This is a genomic window from Agrobacterium sp. rho-13.3, from assembly GCF_033957765.2.
GTDB lineage: Bacteria > Pseudomonadota > Alphaproteobacteria > Rhizobiales > Rhizobiaceae > Agrobacterium.
This window is the reverse complement of sequence record NZ_CP192774.1, coordinates 2,935,665-2,954,872: the sequence shown is the minus strand read 5'-3', so window position 1 is coordinate 2,954,872 and position 19,208 is coordinate 2,935,665. Positions and strand designations below refer to the sequence as shown.

The window sequence follows — 19,208 nt, the reverse complement described above, 5'->3', positions numbered from 1 at the left end:
ATGGCAGCAGTGACGAGCATTCCAAACCCCGGCCATACGTCTTCATGGTACGCAGCCTCCGCCAACAACAAGACCGTACGCACCGCCCTGCAAGGCGATCAGGATGCAGATATCTGCATCATCGGCGCAGGTTTTACCGGTCTGTCCGCTGCACTTGAATTGGCTGAAAAAGGCTTTTCCGTCATCGTTCTCGAAGGCGAACGCATCGGTTTTGGTGCATCCGGTCGCAACGGCGGACAAATCGTTAATGGTTATAGCCGCGATCTGGAAACGATTGCCGGTCGCTATGGCCAGCAAAAGGCCATCCAGCTTGGTGAAATGTCGCTGGAAGGCGGGCAGATTATCCGCGATCGGGTGGTGAAGTACAACATTGATTGTGATCTGGTGGATGGCGGTTTCTTCGCGGCTTTTACGCCCAAACAAATCAAGGGCATGGAAGCCAACAAGGCCCATTGGGAAAAACACGGCCACACCGGGCTTGAGATGGTGTCCCAATCCGAAGTCGGCAAATATGTAAAATCTGATCGTTATGCTGGCGGCATGATCGACCGTCTCGGTGGACATATCCACCCGCTGAACTATGTGTTGGGCGAGGCAGCGGCCATCGAAAGCCTTGGCGGGCGAATTTTCGAAAACTCTCGTGTCATCTCAGTTGAGCAGGGTGAAACCCCGGTGGTGCGCACGGCCCAAGGCAAGGTGGCCGCCAAATATGTGCTGGTCTGTGGCAATGCTTACCTGGGCAAGCTGTTGCCAGAAATCGGCGAACGTATGATGCCGGTGTCTAGTCAGGTCATGGCGACGGAACCGCTGGATGCAGCTTTGATCGAAGAGCTTTTGCCCGCGAATTATTGCGTCGAGGATGCCAATTACATTCTGGATTATTACCGCCGCACCTCCGACAACCGCCTGCTTTACGGCGGCGGCATTGGTTATGGCGGCAGCGATCCCGCAGACCTGACCAGCGTTATTCGCCCCAATATGCTCAAGACGTTTCCGCAATTGCAAAACACCAAGATCGATTTTGCATGGAGCGGCAATTTCGCGCTAACACTGACTCGCATTCCGCATATCGGGCGGCTGTCGCAGAACGTCTATTTCTCTCATGGTGATAGCGGCCATGGGGTTACGACAACGCAACTTCTGGGCAAAATCCTTGGTGAAGCGGTGGCGGGACATGCGGAACGCTTTGATGTCTGGTCTTCCCTGCCGAACTATCCGTTCCCCGGCGGCAAAACCTTCCGCGTGCCGCTGACCATGCTGGGTGCATGGTGGTACGGCCTGCGGGACAAGCTGGGTGTTTAAGGCAATTCAAGCAAAAGTGTGAAGCGGTTGTGCGTCCGCACTTGCGCAAGACCGATTAAAGAGAAGCGAGGCCCTTCAAGGCGTTCGCGACGATCTCTTCTGGCGACGCATCAATATTGACGGTGACGACGCCCGGCTCTCCGGTTGGCACTTCCATTGTGGCAAGTTGGTTTTGCAGAAGCGAAAGTGGCATAAAGTGGCCAGTGCGTGCACCCATGCGCTCGGTCAGAAGGTCGACACTGCCTTCGAGGTAGACGAAGGCCAGCGGCCCGCCGCAGCTTTCACGCAGGCGTTCACGGTAAATCTTCTTCAGCGCGGAGCAGGAGATGACGATACCGTCCGCCTCATACCCCTTGCGCAGGTCCGCACCGACCAGATCCAGCCATGGCCAGCGGTCATCATCATTGAGTGGAGTTCCGGCGGCCATCTTTTTCACGTTGGAGGCCGGGTGCAGCTTGTCGCCTTCCGCGAATGGCACACCCAGCTGTTTGGCAAGTTCTTCGCCCACGGTGGATTTGCCGCAGCCGCTGACGCCCATCACGATGATTGCCTGTGTCACGAAAACCTCTGCATCTTCTAAAATGATCCCGCATCGAACTACAACATCGTGCAGCGAATCGGAAACTTTTTCTGGGGTTCCAACAACGGTTTGACGTTTGTTAAATCTTTACCTTTCCAGTTAGCGAAATGTTGATACCAGATATTTTTTAAAAATTAAACTATTGAAACTAAAAGGAAATATCAAATATAGCTCATGTTTTAAAATGGCCCATAAATTATGACAAATAAGAAATCTCGTCTTAAAACAAAACCACTAGCCGACAAATTTCTCAAACTGACACAAAACCGCCAAGGCAACTTTGCGATGATGGCGGCTGTGATGATGCCCGTGCTTCTGGTGGTCGCTGGCGGTACGGTGGATGTGAGCAATGCTTTTACGGAAAAGCGGCATTTGCAAGAAAAGCTGGATGCGGGCGTTCTCGCCGCAGCGACTAAATCCACCCCTCAGACACAGCGCGCCGAAATCGAGAACTTTCTGGGCGATCTGGTGGGGGAAGATGGCAAGAAAATCGATTTAACCAATAGCGTCTCCGTTGCGTCTAACTCGGATGGAAGCGTCACCGGCGATTTTAAATCCGATTTCAAACCGTCATTCCTGAGCATCATTGGCCTCAACACCCTGCCGATTTCAGTGTCCTCCACGGCTATTGCGCCGAAAGCAAAAGCATCCGGTGCCTGCATTTACGTTCTCGGCAACAAAAACCAGGCGGTGCTCATCAACTCCGGCGCCATCGTCAAATCAACAACTTGCGGTATCGACGTGCAATCCGTCAGTGATCCGGCTTTCATCATGAACAGTGGATCGACCATCGATACGACGCGTTTCTGCGTAAAAGGCACCAAATACATCAAAAATGGCGGCACCCTGACCAATATGCTGGTGGGCTGCAATGCCGCTGCCGACCCTTACGCGGGCAAATTCGCCGAGCCGAAACTCCCGACGACATGCACCAACAGCGGCACGAAGGATGGCCAGACGCAGTCTATCAAGCCTGGCATGCAATGCGACCTGACATTCAACGGCAGCCCAACGGTGACGTTCGAACCGGGTCTGCACATCATCAAGGGCCGCATGATCATCAACAGCAATGCCACGGTCGTTGCCGATGGCGTGACATTCTACTTCCCGGATGTCGACAGCGAAATCCGCGCCAATGGCGGACTGACATTCAAGGCGTCAGCACCGACAAGTGGTGCCTATAAGGGCATCCTGATGTTTGAAAAAACCAGCGATGCAGCCGTCGGCTCCAACACAAGGCAGTATATTTTCAATGGTTCCAAAGGCGAAACGCTGGAGGGGATTATCTACCTGCCCAACCGCGACGTGACCTACAACTCCACCACCAATCAATCGAACAAAATTACGATGGTGGTGAATACGATGATCGTCAACTCCGCCAACTGGTCTCTGACGTCGTATGATGGCGCAGACACCGGCGCAAAAACGGCTGCACGGCTCGTAAAATGAACATTTAGCGGCCCGTTTGTCGGGCCGCTTTCGCTTCCAGCATCGATAGAGTGCTATGGATCAAGACGGCCAATGCGGCGACGATCAATCCGCCTTGAAGAATGAAGGCGATGTTGTTGGATTGCAGACCGGCGATGATGACTTCACCCAGCGTTTTGGCTGCAACGGTTGAGCCTATTGTTGCTGTGGACAGGCTGATGACGGCGGACAGCCGAATGCCTGCCAGGATAGCGGGTAAAGCGAGGGGCAGTTCGATGCGCCAAAGCCGCTGAAAGCCAGTCATGCCCGTGCCACGGGCCGCTTCCATCACGGCATGCGGAAGCGTAGTGAGGCCCGTCAGCGTATTTTCAAATATCGGCAGCAGGGCATAGAGAAACAGTGCAATCAGTGTCGGCTTTTCGCCAAACCCCATGATCGGCACGGCCAGCGCGAGAACAGCCACTGGGGGCAAAGTCTGACCGATATTGACGATGCTGCGCGACAGCGGGAGGAATTCCTGACCGAAAGGCCGGGTCACAAGAATGGCCAGCGTTCCGGCAATCACAATAGCCGCGCCCGTCGCCATCGCCATGATTGCGATATGAGAGAGCGTCAGTGACAGGAGGTTGGCCTGTACATAAATGGCGGGCGCGTTTGCCTGAACGAGTGGCCTGAACAGTGGTTCGAAAAGCTTCGGCTCTGCCAGAAACGCAATAAGCAGCAGAGACAGTGCCGTCAGCAGAATGGGCGCGAGCCTTCTTTTCATGAAGAACCTGCCGCGTTGTGCAGCAAGCTTTCGCGGCGAATGCGCCCGGCTTTTCGACCATCCGTGCCGATCACTGGCAGCGATTCGCGGCCTGTCCATAACATCGCCGATAGCGCATCCCGCTGGCTGGTTGTGGCGGGTAGCGGTTCACCCTCCGCCTCACCCGGTTCCACAATCTCCGCAATGGTCGCGACCGACAGAAGCCGGAGCGGTCTTTCGCGCTCTCCGATCATGGTTCGCACGAACTCTGTTGCGGGCTTCAACACGAGATCCGCGGGCGGGGCGTATTGCACGATCTTGCCTTTATCCATCACGGCGATGCGGTTGGCGAGATGGAACGCCTCATCCATATCGTGCGTCACAAGAACCACGGTGACGTCGAGCTTTTTCTGGATAGCCAGCAAATCGTCCTGCGCTTTTGCGCGAATGATGGGGTCGAGAGCGCCGAACGGCTCATCCATCAGCAAAATATTAGGTTCCGCAGCCAAGGCCCGTGCCACGCCGACACGCTGCTGCTGACCGCCGGAAAGCTCTCTTGGAAAGCGCTTGGCGTAAAGCGATGGCTCCAGTTGAAACAGCGCCAGAAGCTCGGCCACTTTGGCATCGATCCGGGACCGATCCCAACCCAGCAGCTCCGGCACTGTTGCAATGTTTTGCGCGACGGTGCGGTGCGGAAAAAGCCCGTGACCTTGAATGGCATAACCGATGCTGCGGCGTAATGCGTGGCCCGGAATATCGAGAATATTTTGCCCATCGATGCGGATGATGCCGGACGTCGGCTCGACCAGCCGATTGATCATTCGCAGCAACGTGGTCTTGCCGGAGCCAGAGGTGCCGACGATGACTGTAATGCTGCGCGGTTGCATCGCCAGCGATACATTGTCTACCACCGTAACATCGCCGTATGTCTTGGTGAGATTTTCGATCTCGATCACACGCCCACTCCCCGGTTGAACAGGTTGCTATCGATCAGGGCATCCAGCAGGATTGCGGCCGCAAAGCCCATAACAACGGTGGGAATGGTGCCGAGCAGCACCAGATCCATGGCTGTTTGCCCAATGCCCTGAAACACGAACACACCAAAACCACCGCCGCCGATGAGGGCGGCAACGGTCGCCAGCCCGATATTCTGCACCAGAACGATGCGGATACCCGTGAGAATGATCGGCATCGCCAGCGGAAACTCTATGCGCAACAACCGCTGCCAGCCCGTCATGCCCAGCCCGCGGGCAGCCTCTCGAACCGACTGCGGCACGCCATCCAGACCGACAACCGTGTTGGAAACCACCGGCAGCAGTGAATAGAGAAACAGGGCAACAAAGGCTGGTGCCATGCCGATGCCACGAATGCCGATTTGCGATGCGCCAGGCACATGGGTGGCAATCCAGCCGAGCGGGGCGATCAACAGGCCAAACAGCGCGATGGAGGGTATCGTCTGCATGATATTGAGGCTGTTCAACACGCCAGCGCGCAGTCTCTCAACCTTGTAACACAGCACGCCCAGCGGAATGCCAATGAGGGTGGCAGCAAAGAGCGAGCCCATGGCAAGCTGCACATGGCGCTTCGCTTCCGTCCAGAAAATATCCGAACGGCTGGCATACTCCTTCATCACGGAAAGATCGTTCCATTGCCCCGATACGAGAATGCCACCGACAACAACGAGGGTGCCGATCAATAGCAAAATGCGGATCAATGGGCCGGGATTGAGCCTCGCGATGGCGTCCGTTGCCAGAAGTGCGAGGCCTGCAAATATCAACCAAAACCCGCTGGCTGGCGAAACGCGGGCGTAGGTGTTACCGACAGGTGTGAGATTGGACGCAGCAATGCCGATCGAAATTGCCAAAACGGCCAAAGCGATCAGCGCTAGGCCCAGCCTTATTTTCACACCGGTGCGGAAAAATGCGACCAGGCCTGCCGCCACTATAATTGCGATAAACCCGTATCCGATGATCGGAGGCAGTGCCTCAACCACGCCCCGCACCTCGCCCTGCACGATGCGGTTGGCGCGGAAGGTTGCGAAGGGCAACATCGTTGCCGCGACAATCAATAGCCCGGCAATCAGCACCCCGACCTTGTCGGGGCGCAAAGAGAATGCGTCGGACTTTTGCAAGGCGTGTTGCAAGACCGCCCCTTATTTCACAAAGCCATTTTTCGTCAAAAAGTCCAAGGCAACAATTTTCGCCTGCTCGCCGCCGACTTGCACACGCCCGTTCAGTTCCTGAAGCGTCGCGAGATCGAGCTTCTCAAAAACGGGTTTGAGAAGTTTTTCGATATCCGGGTGCTGCTTCAAAACCTCTTCGCGAATGATCGGCGCGGGTTGGTAAACAGGCTGCACGTTTTTATCATCTTCCAGAACCACAAGGCCAGAAGGGGCAATGCCGCCATCCGTGCCATAAACCATGGCCGCATTGGCCTTGTTGGTCTGGTTGGCCGCCGCCGCAATCGTCGCTGCCGTATCACCGCCGGAGAGTGTAATCAGCTGGTCCGGTTTCAGTGTAAAGCCATATGTCTTCTGAAAGGCTGGAAGTGCTGCTGCGGAATTGACGAACTCCGACGACGCGGCCAACACCGCCTCACCACCACCAGCAATATATTTGCCAAAGTCGCTGAGCGTTTTCAGATTGTTCTTGTCTGCCACATCCTTGCGAATGGCGATGCCCCAGGTGTTGTTGGCGGGGGACGGTGTCAACCAAATGATCTTGTTGGCGTCGAAATCAAGCGTCTTGGCCTCCTCATATGCCTTTGCGGCATTCTTCCAGAGCGGATCATCGGCCTTTTCAAAGAAGTAAGCGGCGTTACCGGTATATTCCGGGTAGATGTCGATCTCGCCAGCCATGATCGCCTTACGCACCACCGGCGTCGCGCCAAGCTGAATGCGGTCCGTGGTCGCGATGTTATTCACGTTCAAAACAGACTGGATAATATTGCCCAGCACGCTGCCTTCGGTATCGATTTTGGAGGAAACGACCACTTGGGCCTGCGCAATCGAGGCATAAAGAGCGAACGCCAGTCCTGCGCCAGTCAGCTTCATCAAACGCTTCATCGACATTCTCCATTCGAAACGGGTGCAGGGAAAAGAAAGTTTATTGTCATGCGGGCGCAACGATCCAAGCGATGCTTCGCTAAGTCAGTGGGCAGTAACGAAAACGAGAGCAAAATGGTTGCATTCGAATTTCGATTTATGCACACTCACTCATTGAGACCAAAATCGCGTGCATGCCAATCCCGTTTCCCCGTTACCACTGATCGGAGAACTGCGCATGACCCTGTTTATTCTAACCGTTCTTATTGGCTTCGTCGCTGGTCTCAGGGCCATGTCAGCGCCCGCCGCCGTGGCGCTGGGCGCCTATCTCGGCTGGCTACCCGTTTCTGGAACATGGGCCTCTTTCATGGGGCATTGGCTGGCGCTGGCCATCTTTGCGATTTTGGCATTGGTGGAATTCGTCACAGACCAATTGCCCGGCACACCCAGCCGCAAGGTGCCGCAACAGTTCGGGGCACGCATCATCAGCGGTGGCTTTAGCGGCGCGATTATCGGGACAGTCAGCGGATCGTTGGCTGTCGGACTGATGGGCGGCGTGATCGGTGCGGTGCTGGGTACGCTCGGTGGTTATGAGGCGCGGAAACGTCTTGTCGCAGCCATCGGCGGCCAGGACTTGCCGATTGCACTTCTGGAGGATGCCGTTGCCGTTATTCTCGCACTCTGGGTGGTGTCCTCGGTCCTATGACGCAACATTTCGATGCCATCATTATCGGTGCCGGTCAGGCGGGGCCATCGCTTGCGGGCCGTTTGGCAGGGGCAGGCCGAAAGGTTGCGCTGATTGAACGCAAACACATTGGCGGCACCTGCGTAAACACCGGCTGCATGCCCACCAAAGCCATGGTCGCCAGCGCCTATGCTGCGCGCGTTGTAGCACGCGCCTCCGAATACGGAGTCAGTATTTCCGGCACTCCCGCCATTGATTTTGCCAGGGTCATGGCCCGCAAAGACAACGTCCGGTTCAACGCCCGCAAGAGCAATGAAGACTGGCTCGCGGGGATGGAAAACTGCACGCTGATACGAGGACATGCCCGTTTTGAGGATGCCCAGACGATTTCGGTTGGCGAGGAGCGTTTGACGGCAGACCAGTTCTTCATCAATAGCGGCGGGCGGGCAGCGATACCGGATTATCCCGGCCTATCCGACATTCCCTATCTCACGAATGTATCGTTGCTGGATCTGAACACCCTGCCGCAACATCTCGCCATTATTGGCGGCAGTTACATCGCTCTGGAATTTGCCCAGATGTTCCGGCGTTTCGGATCAGACGTCACCGTCATCGAACGCGGCAAGCGGCTGATTGCCCATGAGGACGAGGATGTTTCTCTGGCAGTGAAGAATATTCTGGCTGCGGAAGGCGTAAGATTCCATTTCGAGGCGGCAGACTTACGTTTCGCCAACAACGGTCATGGCGTGGAAATCACGATCGGCAATGATGCGAAAATACAGGTGTCACATGTGTTGATCGCCACAGGCCGTCGTCCGAATACGGATGATCTGGGTTTGGATAGAGCAGGCGTCAGTCTGGACAAGAAAGGCTTTATCGAAGTTGATGATAGCCTGAAAACCACCGTCGATCACATCTACGCGCTGGGCGATTGCAACGGCCGCGGTGCCTTTACCCATACGTCCTATAATGATTTCGAGATCGTTGCAGCCAATTTGCTGGACAATGACACCCGTAAGGTCAGCGACCGCATCTCCACGTATGCGCTTTACATCGATCCGCCGCTTGGCCGTGCCGGCATGACCGAAACGGCGGCTCGCGCCAGCGGACGCAAACTTTTGATCGGCACGCGACCGATGAGCCGCGTTGGGCGGGCGGTGGAAAAGGGCGAAACGCTGGGCTTCATGAAAGTCATCGTGGATGCCGAGACCAACAAAATCCTTGGGGCGTCCATTCTGGGAACGGGCGGCGATGAAGCGGTACAGAGCATTCTGGATGTGATGTATGCCGACAAACCCTACACCACCATCACGCGGGCCGTTCACATTCACCCCACGGTGTCGGAGCTTATTCCGACCGTATTCGGTGACATGAAACCGGCGTAAATTATTCCGATGTCTTGCGAGCATCCTTGCCCATCACAAAGGGCATCAGCACGGAAAGAAACAGCAGGCGCAACACATGGTGCGAACCGACATAGGCGGTGTCTGCATGCATCATCACCGCCATCGCCGCCATGGTTTCCAGTCCGCCGGGAGAAAAGGCGATCATGACCGCATTGAGTGGCACGCCGGTAAACCTTGAGACGCCGACTGCGATAACGCAGGCCAGTACCATAACAGCCACCGTCACCACACCGCCTGCCAGAAATGCCTTTTTCATGTCTCTCAACGACGCACGGGAAAACCGTGTGCCGATAAGGCTACCGAGAACGATGTAGGTGGGTTGGCTCAGCCAGCTCGGAACGCCACCGCTTGTCAGCCCGGTGATGTGGACGCCGATGGAGACGGCAACGCCACCCAGCAGAAGAGCCGCCGGAAACCGCCAGCGCATGAAAATCCAGCCAACCGCCAGCGACGCAAGTACGACAAGGCCAAGCACAAACAGTCCCATGGGCTGCGGCACGTTTGCCGGCTCAATGCTGATCAGATCGAAATACTCGACGATTAAAGGCACGATCAGCGTCAAGGCGAGAACACGCACGCTCTGAATGACACTGACTGTTGCAAGATCGCTTTTCGTTTCTGCCGTCAGGCTGATGATGTAGCTGAGATGTCCGGGGGACGCGCCAAGCATGGCCGTCGTGCGGTCATATCCAAAGCCGTACCGTAAAATCCAGTAGGCAACGTAAAGCAGGATAACCACTGTCAGCAGAACCGCGAGGAAGCTCAGCGGCCATGTTTTTGCCGCCCCGATCACATCGGGGGTCACGCTCGTTCCCATGGAAATGCCGACGACCACGAATGTGGCGTTGCGCAGAAAAACAGGAACCGAAAGCCGCAAGCCAGCCAAGCCGGCAACGGTGACTGCCAGTGCCGGACCGCACAGAAAAGGTGCCGGAAGGTCTATGACATAAGCCATCAGAGCGCCGAGGCTGCCGATAATCGCAGTCAGGAGAAAGCTATGAAAGTCTGGCTTGATAATCATGACAAATGCGAGGGGAATCGGAACGGTAGGAATGCGGTGGTCAGTTGCGCCTTTTCAGCTGCTATCGTCAACCTCGCGTCCCAAAAAAGAAAACCCGCAAGTGAAGTTTGCGGGTTTGATGGGATGGTTTTGATCGTTCAAGCTGCCGGTGCAACAACCGCAACCGGCGACGGACGCCGTTTTGCCATCGTGTCCTCAAGGCCCAGCAGGAAGCTGATCTGCGGACGCGCCTTGACGAGATCGTCGATGGAATATTGCGTCAACACGTCAAAGAAGGCGTTGAGTGCCTTGCGCAGTGCCGAATTCAGGCCACAGCTATCGACCAGCGGGCATTCGACTGCGTCGTTTTCAAAACACTCCGCCATGGCAAAGCTGTCTTCGGTCACTTTGACCACATCGAACAGGCTGATCTTATCAGCAGCCTTGCCGAGCTTGACGCCGCCGTTGCGACCACGAACGGTTTCAACAAGGCCAGCCTTGTTCAAAGGCTGAAGAATCTTGAACAGAAACAGTTCCGAAACACCGTAAGCCTTGGCAATTTCCGGAATTCGGCTGAGGTTACCTTCATTGGCTGCGCAGTACATCAACATGCGAACGGCGTAGTTGGTCTGTTTGGTCAAACGCATGCTGATCTCCTAACTCCAAGTAATCTGGAGTCATATAGTCGCTTTTTCAGTTTAGAACAATTCCAGAAATAAAAAATTCCTAAAGAGATTTTTCATGTTCCAAATTTGCCCTGTTGACCGGTCATTCGATTCATGAACAAACAACTCAAGAATCCAATCTATCCGAGGCTTTTTCCATGGCAAGCATGAAATCCGCGATTTATGCGATTGCAGCAGCGACATCGGTTGTCAGTTGCGGAATGTCCACAGCTTTTGCGGGTGGGGAGGTCAATGTCTATTCCTACCGCCAGCCGGAACTGATCCAGCCGCTGCTGGACGCCTTCACCAAAGAGACTGGCATCGAAACCAATGTCCTGTTTCTCGACAAGGGACTTGTGGAGCGCATTCAGGCCGAAGGTGTCAATTCCCCGGCAGATATTCTGCTGACGGTGGATATAGCCCGCCTTGTCGAAGCAAAGGAAGGCAAGGTCACGCAGCCCGTTTTGAACGATCCGGTGATCGAAAAGGATATCCCCGCCAATCTGCGCGATCCGGAAGGCGAATGGTTCGGGCTGACGACGCGCGGGCGTGTCGTTTACGCCTCGAAAGACCGCGTAAGCCAGAAAGACATCACCTATGAAGAGCTTGCCGATCCGAAATGGAAGGGCAAAATCTGCATTCGCGATGGCCAGCATTCCTACAACATAGCCTTGTTTGCCTCAATGATCGCCCATCACGGCCTGGATTATACCCGCACATGGTTGACGAGCCTCAAAAACAATCTGGCCCGCAAGCCTGACGGCACGGACCGCACCCAGGCCAAATCCATCTATTCCGGCGAGTGCGATATAGCACTGGGCAATACCTATTATGTCGGACTGATGCTGACCAATGAACAGGAACCTGAGGAAAAGGTCTGGGGCAACGCCGTGCGCGTCATTTTCCCGAATGCGCAGGATCGCGGCACACATGTCAACATTTCCGGCGTGGCTATGACCAAATATGCGCCCAATAAGGAAAACGCGCTGAAGCTGATGGAATTTCTGGCCTCCGGCGAAGCACAGGAATTCTACGCAAGCCAAGTGTACGAATACCCCGTCCTACCCGGCGCCCAGCCTTCGGATGTCATCAAGAATTTCGGCCCCATCAAACCGGATAGTTTGTCGCTTACGGACATTGCCGCCCATCGCAAGGAAGCATCCGAATTGGTGGACGAAGTTGGGTTCAACGATGGCCCGTCGAACTGAGTGGACTGTAAAAAACCATGAGCCTCGCGGTTTTCAATTTTCCACGGTGAACTGCACCATATCCGCCGAAAACCGGCTGACTGCATATTGAACGGGTGTACCCTCCATATCCGTGTTCAACGCGTCGGTGACAAGCAGGATGGCACCGGGTGACAGTTCAAGATCGGCGAGATCATCTGCTTCCGCATGGCGGGCAGAAATGACGGTCGACAAACGCACGTAATCGTCAATGCCGGTTGCGCGAAGCGCCGCCGTGATGGACCCGCTGGTTTTATAAGCTTCCGCAACGCCTTCGAAACGATCCGCTGGAAACCATGATGTTGACCGCGATACCGGCCTGCGGTTGACCTTTCGCAGAATTTCCAGCCGGATGAGAGGTGCGCCAAGCGGCAGTCTCAGTTTTTCAGACAGCGTCGCGGTCGCCGCTTCGATCGAGTGAAATAGCAACAAGCCCTCCATATCCCGCGCCTGATCACTCAAACCCTCGGTAAAGCGGGTGCGTTTCGAGATCGGGAAATTCAGGCGTTCCTTGCGGGTAATCATCGTGCCGCGCCCCTGAAGGGCCTGCACGATGCCCTCTTCCGCGAGGGCTGCGATTGCGCTTCTCACGGTATGGCGGTTGACGGCAAACTTTTCGGCCAGTGCTATTTCGGGCGGCAGCATACTGTTGCTATCGTATTCACCGGCAGCAATGGCCGTTCTGATGCGGTCCGCAATCTGCCGCCAAAGGGCCACGCCGTTTTTTCGTTTCATCTGGTTCGCTACAGGCATGTCACACACTTGTCATTCTCATCACGTAACAATAGTCTATATTGTCTAGTTGTCTATATCAATAGACATTTGAGGTGTTGCGATGATTGATGTTGAGGATGGCAGACGGCGCGCAGCAGGTTTGCTGGCACGCGCCACAGTGCAGGAACTTTTGTCCGGCTGGGATGCGCTGGATAACAAACCGGACGTTGAAAAGGTGCGTGGTCCTGAAACGGGTCTCGTTATGGTGCGCGGAAAGATCGGCGGCGGCGGCGCGCCATTTAATCTGGGCGAAGCCACGGTCACGCGCGCAACGGTCAAGCTTTCCTCCGGCACCATTGGCCATGCGCATGCGCTTGGCACCGGCCGCAAACATGCCTGGTACGCCGCCATTCTGGATGCGCTGTGGCAGGAGGACGCGACACGGTCGATCATAGAAGACCGTGTTCTTGCGCCGGTCGCCCAACGTTTGAGCGAGCGCAAAGCGCAGAAACAACAGGAAACGGCGGCAACACGCGTCGATTTCTTCACCATGGTTCGGGGAGAAGACTGATGCCTACGAAAGCAGCCATCGTCAGCGGTGGATTTTCAGATGCGGTTTTCCAATCGCAACAGGTTTTCAAAACCGTGATGGACGGCATGGCACGTCCTGGAACATTGAAGTCCATCGATCTCTCGATCAACCCTCCCGCACCGCTTGGTCATGCAACAGGTGGCATCCTGCTAACGCTTTGCGACCACGATACGCCGGTCTGGCTCAGCGCCCCGCTTGCCAAATCCATCGTCGCCGGCTGGCTTGCCTTTCATACGGGCGCACCCGTGGCCGAGGCGAAAACCGAGGCCCGCTTCGCGGTGATCGAACCCGGCAGCGGCCTGTCTTCCTTCGATCTGTTTGCGCAGGGGACCCAAGACTATCCAGACCGTTCGGCCACCGTCATCATCGGGGTCACGGATTTTGAGACCGGCCCGCAGATGGTCCTGTCCGGTCCCGGCATCCGCCACACCGAGACGATCCGTCCATCTGGACTGCCAGAGATTTTCGAACGGCTGTGGAACGAAAACCGTGCGGTTTTTCCGCGTGGCGTCGATGTCATCCTCACCTGCGGCAATCGCCTTATCTGCCTGCCGCGCACCACACGCATTGAAGTGATGGGGAGCTAGTCATGTATGTTGCTGTAAAAGGTGGCGAGACCGCCATTGCCAATGCGCACCGCCTGCTGGCAGATCGCCGTCGCGGCGACCGCGCCCTGCCTGCGATGACGGTTGCGCAGATTGTCGAGCAGCTTGGTCTGGCTGTGGATCGCGTCATGGCCGAAGCCTCGCTTTATGACCGCGCACTGGCGGCACTGGCCGTCAAACAGGCGCGGGGCGATATAATCGAGGCGATCTTCCTGCTGCGGGCGTATCGCACCACATTGCCACGTTTCGGTTACTCTGTTCCGGTTGAAACCGGGGACATGCTGGTGGAGCGTCGCGTTTCCGCCACCTACAAAGACCTGCCGGGAGGCCAGCTTCTCGGCCCGACTTTCGACTATACGCACCGACTTCTCGACCCTTCACTTCTGGAAGACGACGCCGTGGAAGAACCATCGTTGCGCGATGGCGATGCGGAACCCGTGATCCGCGTGTCCGACATTCTGGCAGCGGAAGGCCTGATCGAAAGCGACGGAGACATGGCTGCCGATCACCTGCCCGGCGACCTGACCCGCGAACCGATGGAGTTTCCGATGCCGCGGGATTTGCGGCTGCAATCTCTGGCACGCGGCGATGAAGGTTTTCTTCTGGCGCTCGCCTATTCCACCCAGCGTGGTTATGGGCGCAACCACCCCTTCGTCGGGGAAATTCGCATCGGTGATGTAGAGATTGATCTGGATGTGCCGGAGCTGGGTTTTGCCGTTTCAATTGGTGATATTCAGGTGACCGAATGCCAGATGGTCAACCAGTTCAAAGGCTCGGCCAAAGCGCCCCCGCAATTTACACGCGGCTACGGGCTGGTTTTTGGCCAGAGCGAACGTAAGGCCATGGCCATGTCACTGGTGGATCGGGCGCTGCGCGCAGACGAATTTGGAGAAGACAGAACCGCACCAGCGCAGGACGAGGAATTCGTGATTTCTCACGCTGACAACGTGCAGGCAACGGGTTTCGTAGAGCACCTCAAGCTACCGCATTATGTGGATTTTCAAGCGGAGCTTGGTTTGGTTCGAAAGATGCGCGCCGATTTCGAAGCGGCGCACAATGACCTCATAGATCGGCTTTCAGATGCCGCAGAGTAATGTCTTAGCGATTTCCGTGTTCGCCAAACCAGTATGCGCAGCAAACGCTGGACGCTGCAAACACAGTGAAGAACATCGCGATGAGAATACCGATTTCCATATGCCTGTACTCCTGACGTCCGTGTTGATCTACGGAAGGACAATGCACAATGTTTGAAGAAGTTTCATTTGATGAAGGATTGGCGAGCTACAACTTCGCCTATCTGGACGAACAGACCAAGCGAATGATCCGCCGCGCCATCCTCAAAGCCATCGCCATTCCCGGTTATCAGGTGCCGTTTGCATCGCGGGAAATGCCTATGCCTTACGGCTGGGGAACGGGTGGCGTGCAGGTCACAGCCGCCATCATTGGCCCGTATGATGTGTTGAAGGTGATCGATCAGGGTGCTGACGACACGACCAATGCGGTATCCATCCGCGCCTTCTTCCAGAAGGTCGCCAATGTCGCCGTTACCACCCACACCAAGGACGCCACCATCATCCAGACCCGCCACCGGGTTCCCGAAGAAGGGCTGAGCGAAGGTCAGGTTCTGGTCTATCAGGTGCCGATCCCCGAGCCATTGCGCTTTCTGGAACCACGCGAAACCGAAACTCGCGTCATGCATGCGCTGGAAGAATATGGCCTGATGCATGTGCGGCTCTACGAGGACATCGCCCATAATGGCCGCATTTCGCGCACCTATGCCTATCCGGTGAAGGTTGCTGGTCGTTACGTGATGGACCCCTCACCCACACCAAAATTCGACAATCCAAAAATGCACATGTCGGAAGCCTTGCAGCTTTTTGGCGCGGGTCGCGAAAAGCGCATTTATGCGGTGCCGCCATTCACTGAGGTCGTCAGTCTTGATTTCGAGGATCATCCCTTCGAAATCCAGACCTTCGACAAACCCTGTGCGCTGTGCGGCGGGGAGAACGTCTATCTCGACGAGGTGGTGCTGGATGACAAGGGCGGGCGCATGTTCGTCTGCTCCGATACCGACCATTGCGAAGACCGCCGCGCCCATGGCCACCGTGGCACCATGCTGGCCGATATCAAGGAGGCCGCCGAATGAGCGACGCACCGCTTCTGAAAGTTCGCGACGTTTCGAAATATTATGGCGACCGCGCCGGTTGCCGCAATGTGTCCTTCGAGCTTTGGCCCGGCGAAGTTCTGGCCATTGTCGGGGAATCCGGCTCCGGGAAAACCACCCTACTCAACTGCATTTCCACGCGGTTGATGCCCACCACCGGCAGCGTCGAATATCGTATGCGCGATGGCTCCATGCGTGATCTCTACCATATGAGCGAGGCCGAGCGCCGTCTGCTGATGCGCACCGACTGGGGTTTCGTGCACCAGAACCCGGCGGATGGCCTACGAATGACCGTATCAGCCGGGGCCAATGTGGGTGAACGTCTGATGGCCATCGGCAACCGCCACTACGGCAATATCCGCAACGAGGCCAGCGAATGGCTGGAGCGGGTGGAAATCGGCACCGACCGGATTGACGACGAGCCACGGGCGTTTTCTGGCGGCATGCGGCAGCGCTTGCAGATCGCCCGTAATCTCGTGACCTCGCCGCGTCTCATTTTTATGGATGAGCCGACCGGTGGTCTGGATGTCTCGGTTCAGGCACGGCTGCTTGATCTCGTGCGCGGTCTGGTCAACGACCTCGGCCTGTCGGTCATCGTCGTCACGCATGATCTGGCCGTTGCGCGTCTGCTGTCTCACCGCATGATGGTGATGAAGGACGGCAATGTCATCGAGCATGGTCTGACCGACCGGGTGCTGGACGACCCGCGTGAGCCTTACACCCAGCTTCTCGTTTCCTCTATTTTGCAGGTGTAATCCCATGCCGACACCTCTCGTTGTTTCTGAAGTCTTCAAAAGCTTCACCATGCATCTGCGTGATGGCATCGAATTGCCCGTCGTGCGTGATGTGAGCTTTTCCGTCGCCGCTGGCGAATGCGTCGTGCTGGGCGGCCCGTCCGGCATCGGCAAAAGCTCCATTTTGAAAATGCTCTATGGCAACTACGCCATCGATAGAGGCCAAATCCTCGTCAAGCACGACGGTCAGGTCATCGATATCGGCAGCGCGTTGCCACGCTCTATCCTTGAAATTCGTCATCGCACGATAGGCTATGTCAGCCAGTTCCTGCGCACCGTTCCGCGTGTCGCGGCCATCGATGTGGTGGCAGAGCCGCTTGTCGCACGCAAGGTGCCAGCTGAGCAAGCACGCGAAAAGGCCGGCGAACTTCTGGCCAGGCTCAACCTGCCGCGTGAACTTTGGTCCCTTCCACCAGCGACCTTTTCGGGCGGCGAACAGCAGCGCGTCAACATCGCCCGTGGGTTCATTACAGACCACACCATTCTGCTGCTGGACGAACCGACCGCGTCACTGGATGCCGCCAATCGCCGTGTGGTGGTGGAGATGATCCGGCAAAAGAAAGAACAGGGCACCGCCCTTCTCGGTATTTTCCATGATGAAGAAGTCCGCGAAGCCGTGGCCGACCGCATTCTCGATGTCAGCCAGTTTTCACCACGAAAGGCCGCAGCATGAGCGTCAAGGTCGGTATCGAACCCGCCATTCACGAAACGGCCCGCGTTACCAACTCCACGATTGGCCGATACACCGAAATCTCGGAGCGCTGCCGCCTCGAAGAAGTCGAGATGGGTGATTACTCTTACATCATGCAGGACGGCGCAGTCTGGTGCACGACCATTGGCAAGTTCGTCAATATTGCAGCATCGGTGCGTATCAACGCCACCAACCACCCCACATGGCGCGCAACCCTGCACCATTTCACCTATCGCGCTGCAAGCTATTGGGACGACGCCGAGAACGAGACGGAGTTTTTCGAGGCCCGCCGCGCAAAGCGTGTGGTGATCGGCCACGATGTCTGGATCGGCCATGGCGTAACCATTCTTCCCGGTGTGACGGTTGGTAATGGTGCGGTAATCGGTGCTGGTGCTGTGGTGGCCAAGGATGTCGCGCCCTACACCATTGTCGGCGGTGTTCCGACAAAGCTCATTAAGGAGCGTTTTCCCGCAGAACTCGGACAACGCATGGACCGTCTGGGATGGTGGGACTGGGATCATGCGCGACTGCGTACTGCACTGGATGACTTTCGTGCACTCGGCGCTGCGGAGTTTGTGACGAGATACGGCGGGTAGCATTCACGAGTTCGCACTGTAATATTTTCTTCATCAAACTGACATTCGCATTTCACGCACCGCTGATACGCCGCTTCCAACGAATAAGGTTGGGTTTGGCACATGAGTTTTCAGCTTAGACAGGTCACACGGCGCTTCGGCAATCACTTGGCCGTCGATGCCGTGACTGTCGATATTCCTCAAGGCCAGATGGTTGGCGTAATTGGCCGCTCAGGCGCTGGAAAATCCACTCTGTTGCGCATGATCAACCGTCTTGCCGACCCGTCCTCCGGCTCCATCCATTTTAATGATAGTGAAGTGTCATCGCTTAAAGGCGCGGCACTACGCAACTGGCAGCGCGACTGCGCGATGATTTTTCAGCAGTTCAATCTCGTTCCACGCCTCGATGTTTTGACCAATGTGATGCTCGGTCGTCTCAATCACCGCTCGTCGGTTCTGAGCCTTCTGGGCATTTTCTCCACCGAAGAGCGCCTTATGGCGATCTCGGCGCTGGAGCGGTTGGGCATCGAGCATGTTGCCATGCAGGCGGCAGGCACCCTATCCGGTGGACAGCAGCAGCGCGTGGCGATTGCCCGTGCACTCATGCAATCTCCCCGCATGCTTTTGGCCGACGAGCCGATTGCCTCGCTTGATCCCCTCAATGCGAAGATCGTGATGGATGCGTTGCGCGATATCAATGAGCGCGAAGGCATTACCGTCATCACCAACCTGCACACGCTGGATACGGCGCGCAATTATTGCGAACGCATCATCGGAATGGCCGCTGGTCGCGTTGTTTTCGATGGCACGCCAAACGAACTGACCGCGAGCGCCGTGAAGGCGATTTACGGCACGGATCAGCAAGGCGCTGGCATTGATGAGACCATGACATCGACCAGCATCAATATTGAAGGCGCGCAACTTCCCGCACGCCTTGCAACGCAATCTGCCGGTCCGGAGCCCTTGGCTATGGCTGGGCTCTGATCTGCGCAT

The 19,208-nt window shown here is 56.3% G+C and carries 21 protein-coding genes; 13 read left to right on the top strand and 8 right to left on the bottom strand.

All coding sequences use genetic code 11. The features are described 5' to 3' along the window. On the top strand, positions 1-1,302 hold the full coding sequence (locus tag RMR16_RS14315) for an NAD(P)/FAD-dependent oxidoreductase (protein ID WP_320200232.1): 1,302 nt from the start codon (positions 1-3) through the stop codon (positions 1,300-1,302). 55 nt (positions 1,303-1,357) lie between these two features. Here the strand turns inward: RMR16_RS14315 and RMR16_RS14310 are convergent, their stop codons facing one another. Beyond that, entirely contained in the window at positions 1,358-1,840 is a 483-nt protein-coding gene (locus tag RMR16_RS14310) for a gluconokinase (protein WP_320200382.1), read from the bottom strand. Positions 1,841-2,167: 327 nt separating this feature from the next. On the opposite strand from RMR16_RS14310, the gene RMR16_RS14305 reads away from it, so the two are divergent. After that, complete coding sequence (locus RMR16_RS14305) at positions 2,168-3,331, top strand: TadE/TadG family type IV pilus assembly protein (protein ID WP_320200233.1); 1,164 nt, start codon at positions 2,168-2,170, stop codon at positions 3,329-3,331. Between the two features lie 4 nt (positions 3,332-3,335). On the opposite strand, the gene RMR16_RS14300 is transcribed toward RMR16_RS14305, so the two are convergent. The 4 genes from RMR16_RS14300 to osmF form a co-directional block, all read right to left on the bottom strand. Next, positions 3,336-4,076, bottom strand: a complete 741-nt coding sequence (locus RMR16_RS14300; RefSeq protein WP_320200234.1) for an ABC transporter permease — start codon at positions 4,074-4,076, stop codon at positions 3,336-3,338. Then, a complete protein-coding gene (locus tag RMR16_RS14295) occupies positions 4,073-5,011 on the bottom strand; it encodes an ABC transporter ATP-binding protein (protein WP_320200235.1) in 939 nt (312 codons plus the stop codon). Before RMR16_RS14295 ends, RMR16_RS14300 begins: the two co-directional genes overlap by 4 nt. Next, positions 5,008-6,105, bottom strand: coding sequence for an ABC transporter permease (locus tag RMR16_RS14290; protein WP_320200383.1), 1,098 nt, complete (start codon positions 6,103-6,105; stop codon positions 5,008-5,010). Before RMR16_RS14290 ends, RMR16_RS14295 begins: the two co-directional genes overlap by 4 nt. A gap of 102 nt (positions 6,106-6,207) precedes the next feature. Next, positions 6,208-7,125 (bottom strand): glycine betaine ABC transporter substrate-binding protein OsmF, encoded by a 918-nt coding sequence (osmF, locus tag RMR16_RS14285; protein ID WP_320200236.1) that lies wholly within the window; start codon positions 7,123-7,125, stop codon positions 6,208-6,210. A 211-nt stretch (positions 7,126-7,336) separates the two neighbouring features. Between osmF and RMR16_RS14280 the strand changes: the two genes are divergently transcribed. Together RMR16_RS14280 and RMR16_RS14275 are read left to right on the top strand one after the other, a co-directional pair. Then, a complete protein-coding gene (locus RMR16_RS14280; protein WP_320200237.1) occupies positions 7,337-7,804 on the top strand; it encodes a DUF4126 domain-containing protein in 468 nt (155 codons plus the stop codon). After that, complete coding sequence (locus RMR16_RS14275) at positions 7,801-9,168, top strand: FAD-containing oxidoreductase (RefSeq protein ID WP_320200238.1); 1,368 nt, start codon at positions 7,801-7,803, stop codon at positions 9,166-9,168. Before RMR16_RS14280 ends, RMR16_RS14275 begins: the two co-directional genes overlap by 4 nt. 1 nt (position 9,169) lies before the next feature. Here the strand turns inward: RMR16_RS14275 and RMR16_RS14270 are convergent, their stop codons facing one another. Then, entirely contained in the window at positions 9,170-10,210 is a 1,041-nt protein-coding gene (locus RMR16_RS14270) for an AbrB family transcriptional regulator (protein WP_320200239.1), read from the bottom strand. Positions 10,211-10,347: 137 nt separating this feature from the next. Beyond that, entirely contained in the window at positions 10,348-10,836 is a 489-nt protein-coding gene (rirA, locus tag RMR16_RS14265; RefSeq protein WP_320200240.1) for an iron-responsive transcriptional regulator RirA, read from the bottom strand. Between the two features lie 176 nt (positions 10,837-11,012). Between rirA and RMR16_RS14260 the strand changes: the two genes are divergently transcribed. Beyond that, positions 11,013-12,062 (top strand): Fe(3+) ABC transporter substrate-binding protein, encoded by a 1,050-nt coding sequence (locus RMR16_RS14260; RefSeq protein WP_320200241.1) that lies wholly within the window; start codon positions 11,013-11,015, stop codon positions 12,060-12,062. A gap of 33 nt (positions 12,063-12,095) precedes the next feature. On the opposite strand, the gene phnF is transcribed toward RMR16_RS14260, so the two are convergent. Continuing rightward, positions 12,096-12,815: a phosphonate metabolism transcriptional regulator PhnF gene (gene phnF / locus RMR16_RS14255; protein WP_320200242.1), complete on the bottom strand. Its 720-nt coding sequence runs from the start codon at positions 12,813-12,815 to the stop codon at positions 12,096-12,098. Positions 12,816-12,915: 100 nt separating this feature from the next. Here phnF and phnG point away from each other — a divergent pair, with 100 nt between their 5' ends. The 8 genes from phnG to phnC all read left to right on the top strand — a co-directional run bounded on the left by phnG (position 12,916) and on the right by phnC (position 19,199). After that, a complete protein-coding gene (phnG, locus tag RMR16_RS14250; protein WP_320200243.1) occupies positions 12,916-13,365 on the top strand; it encodes a phosphonate C-P lyase system protein PhnG in 450 nt (149 codons plus the stop codon). After that, complete coding sequence (gene phnH, locus RMR16_RS14245) at positions 13,365-13,973, top strand: phosphonate C-P lyase system protein PhnH (RefSeq protein WP_320200244.1); 609 nt, start codon at positions 13,365-13,367, stop codon at positions 13,971-13,973. The genes phnG and phnH overlap by 1 nt, the downstream gene beginning before the upstream one ends. 2 nt (positions 13,974-13,975) lie before the next feature. After that, complete coding sequence (locus RMR16_RS14240) at positions 13,976-15,085, top strand: carbon-phosphorus lyase complex subunit PhnI (protein ID WP_320200245.1); 1,110 nt, start codon at positions 13,976-13,978, stop codon at positions 15,083-15,085. Between the two features lie 149 nt (positions 15,086-15,234). Further along, a complete protein-coding gene (locus RMR16_RS14235; RefSeq protein ID WP_320200246.1) occupies positions 15,235-16,137 on the top strand; it encodes an alpha-D-ribose 1-methylphosphonate 5-phosphate C-P-lyase PhnJ in 903 nt (300 codons plus the stop codon). Beyond that, a complete protein-coding gene (gene phnK, locus RMR16_RS14230) occupies positions 16,134-16,910 on the top strand; it encodes a phosphonate C-P lyase system protein PhnK (RefSeq protein ID WP_320200247.1) in 777 nt (258 codons plus the stop codon). The genes RMR16_RS14235 and phnK overlap by 4 nt, the downstream gene beginning before the upstream one ends. A gap of 4 nt (positions 16,911-16,914) precedes the next feature. Next, positions 16,915-17,622 carry a phosphonate C-P lyase system protein PhnL gene (gene phnL, locus RMR16_RS14225; protein ID WP_320200248.1) on the top strand — a complete coding sequence of 236 codons (708 nt, stop codon included), beginning with the start codon at positions 16,915-16,917 and terminating at the stop codon, positions 17,620-17,622. Continuing rightward, on the top strand, positions 17,619-18,236 hold the full coding sequence (locus RMR16_RS14220; protein WP_320200249.1) for a DapH/DapD/GlmU-related protein: 618 nt from the start codon (positions 17,619-17,621) through the stop codon (positions 18,234-18,236). The genes phnL and RMR16_RS14220 overlap by 4 nt, the downstream gene beginning before the upstream one ends. A 102-nt stretch (positions 18,237-18,338) precedes the next feature. Beyond that, positions 18,339-19,199: a phosphonate ABC transporter ATP-binding protein gene (phnC, locus tag RMR16_RS14215; protein WP_320200250.1), complete on the top strand. Its 861-nt coding sequence runs from the start codon at positions 18,339-18,341 to the stop codon at positions 19,197-19,199. Positions 19,200-19,208 lie beyond the last annotated feature (9 nt).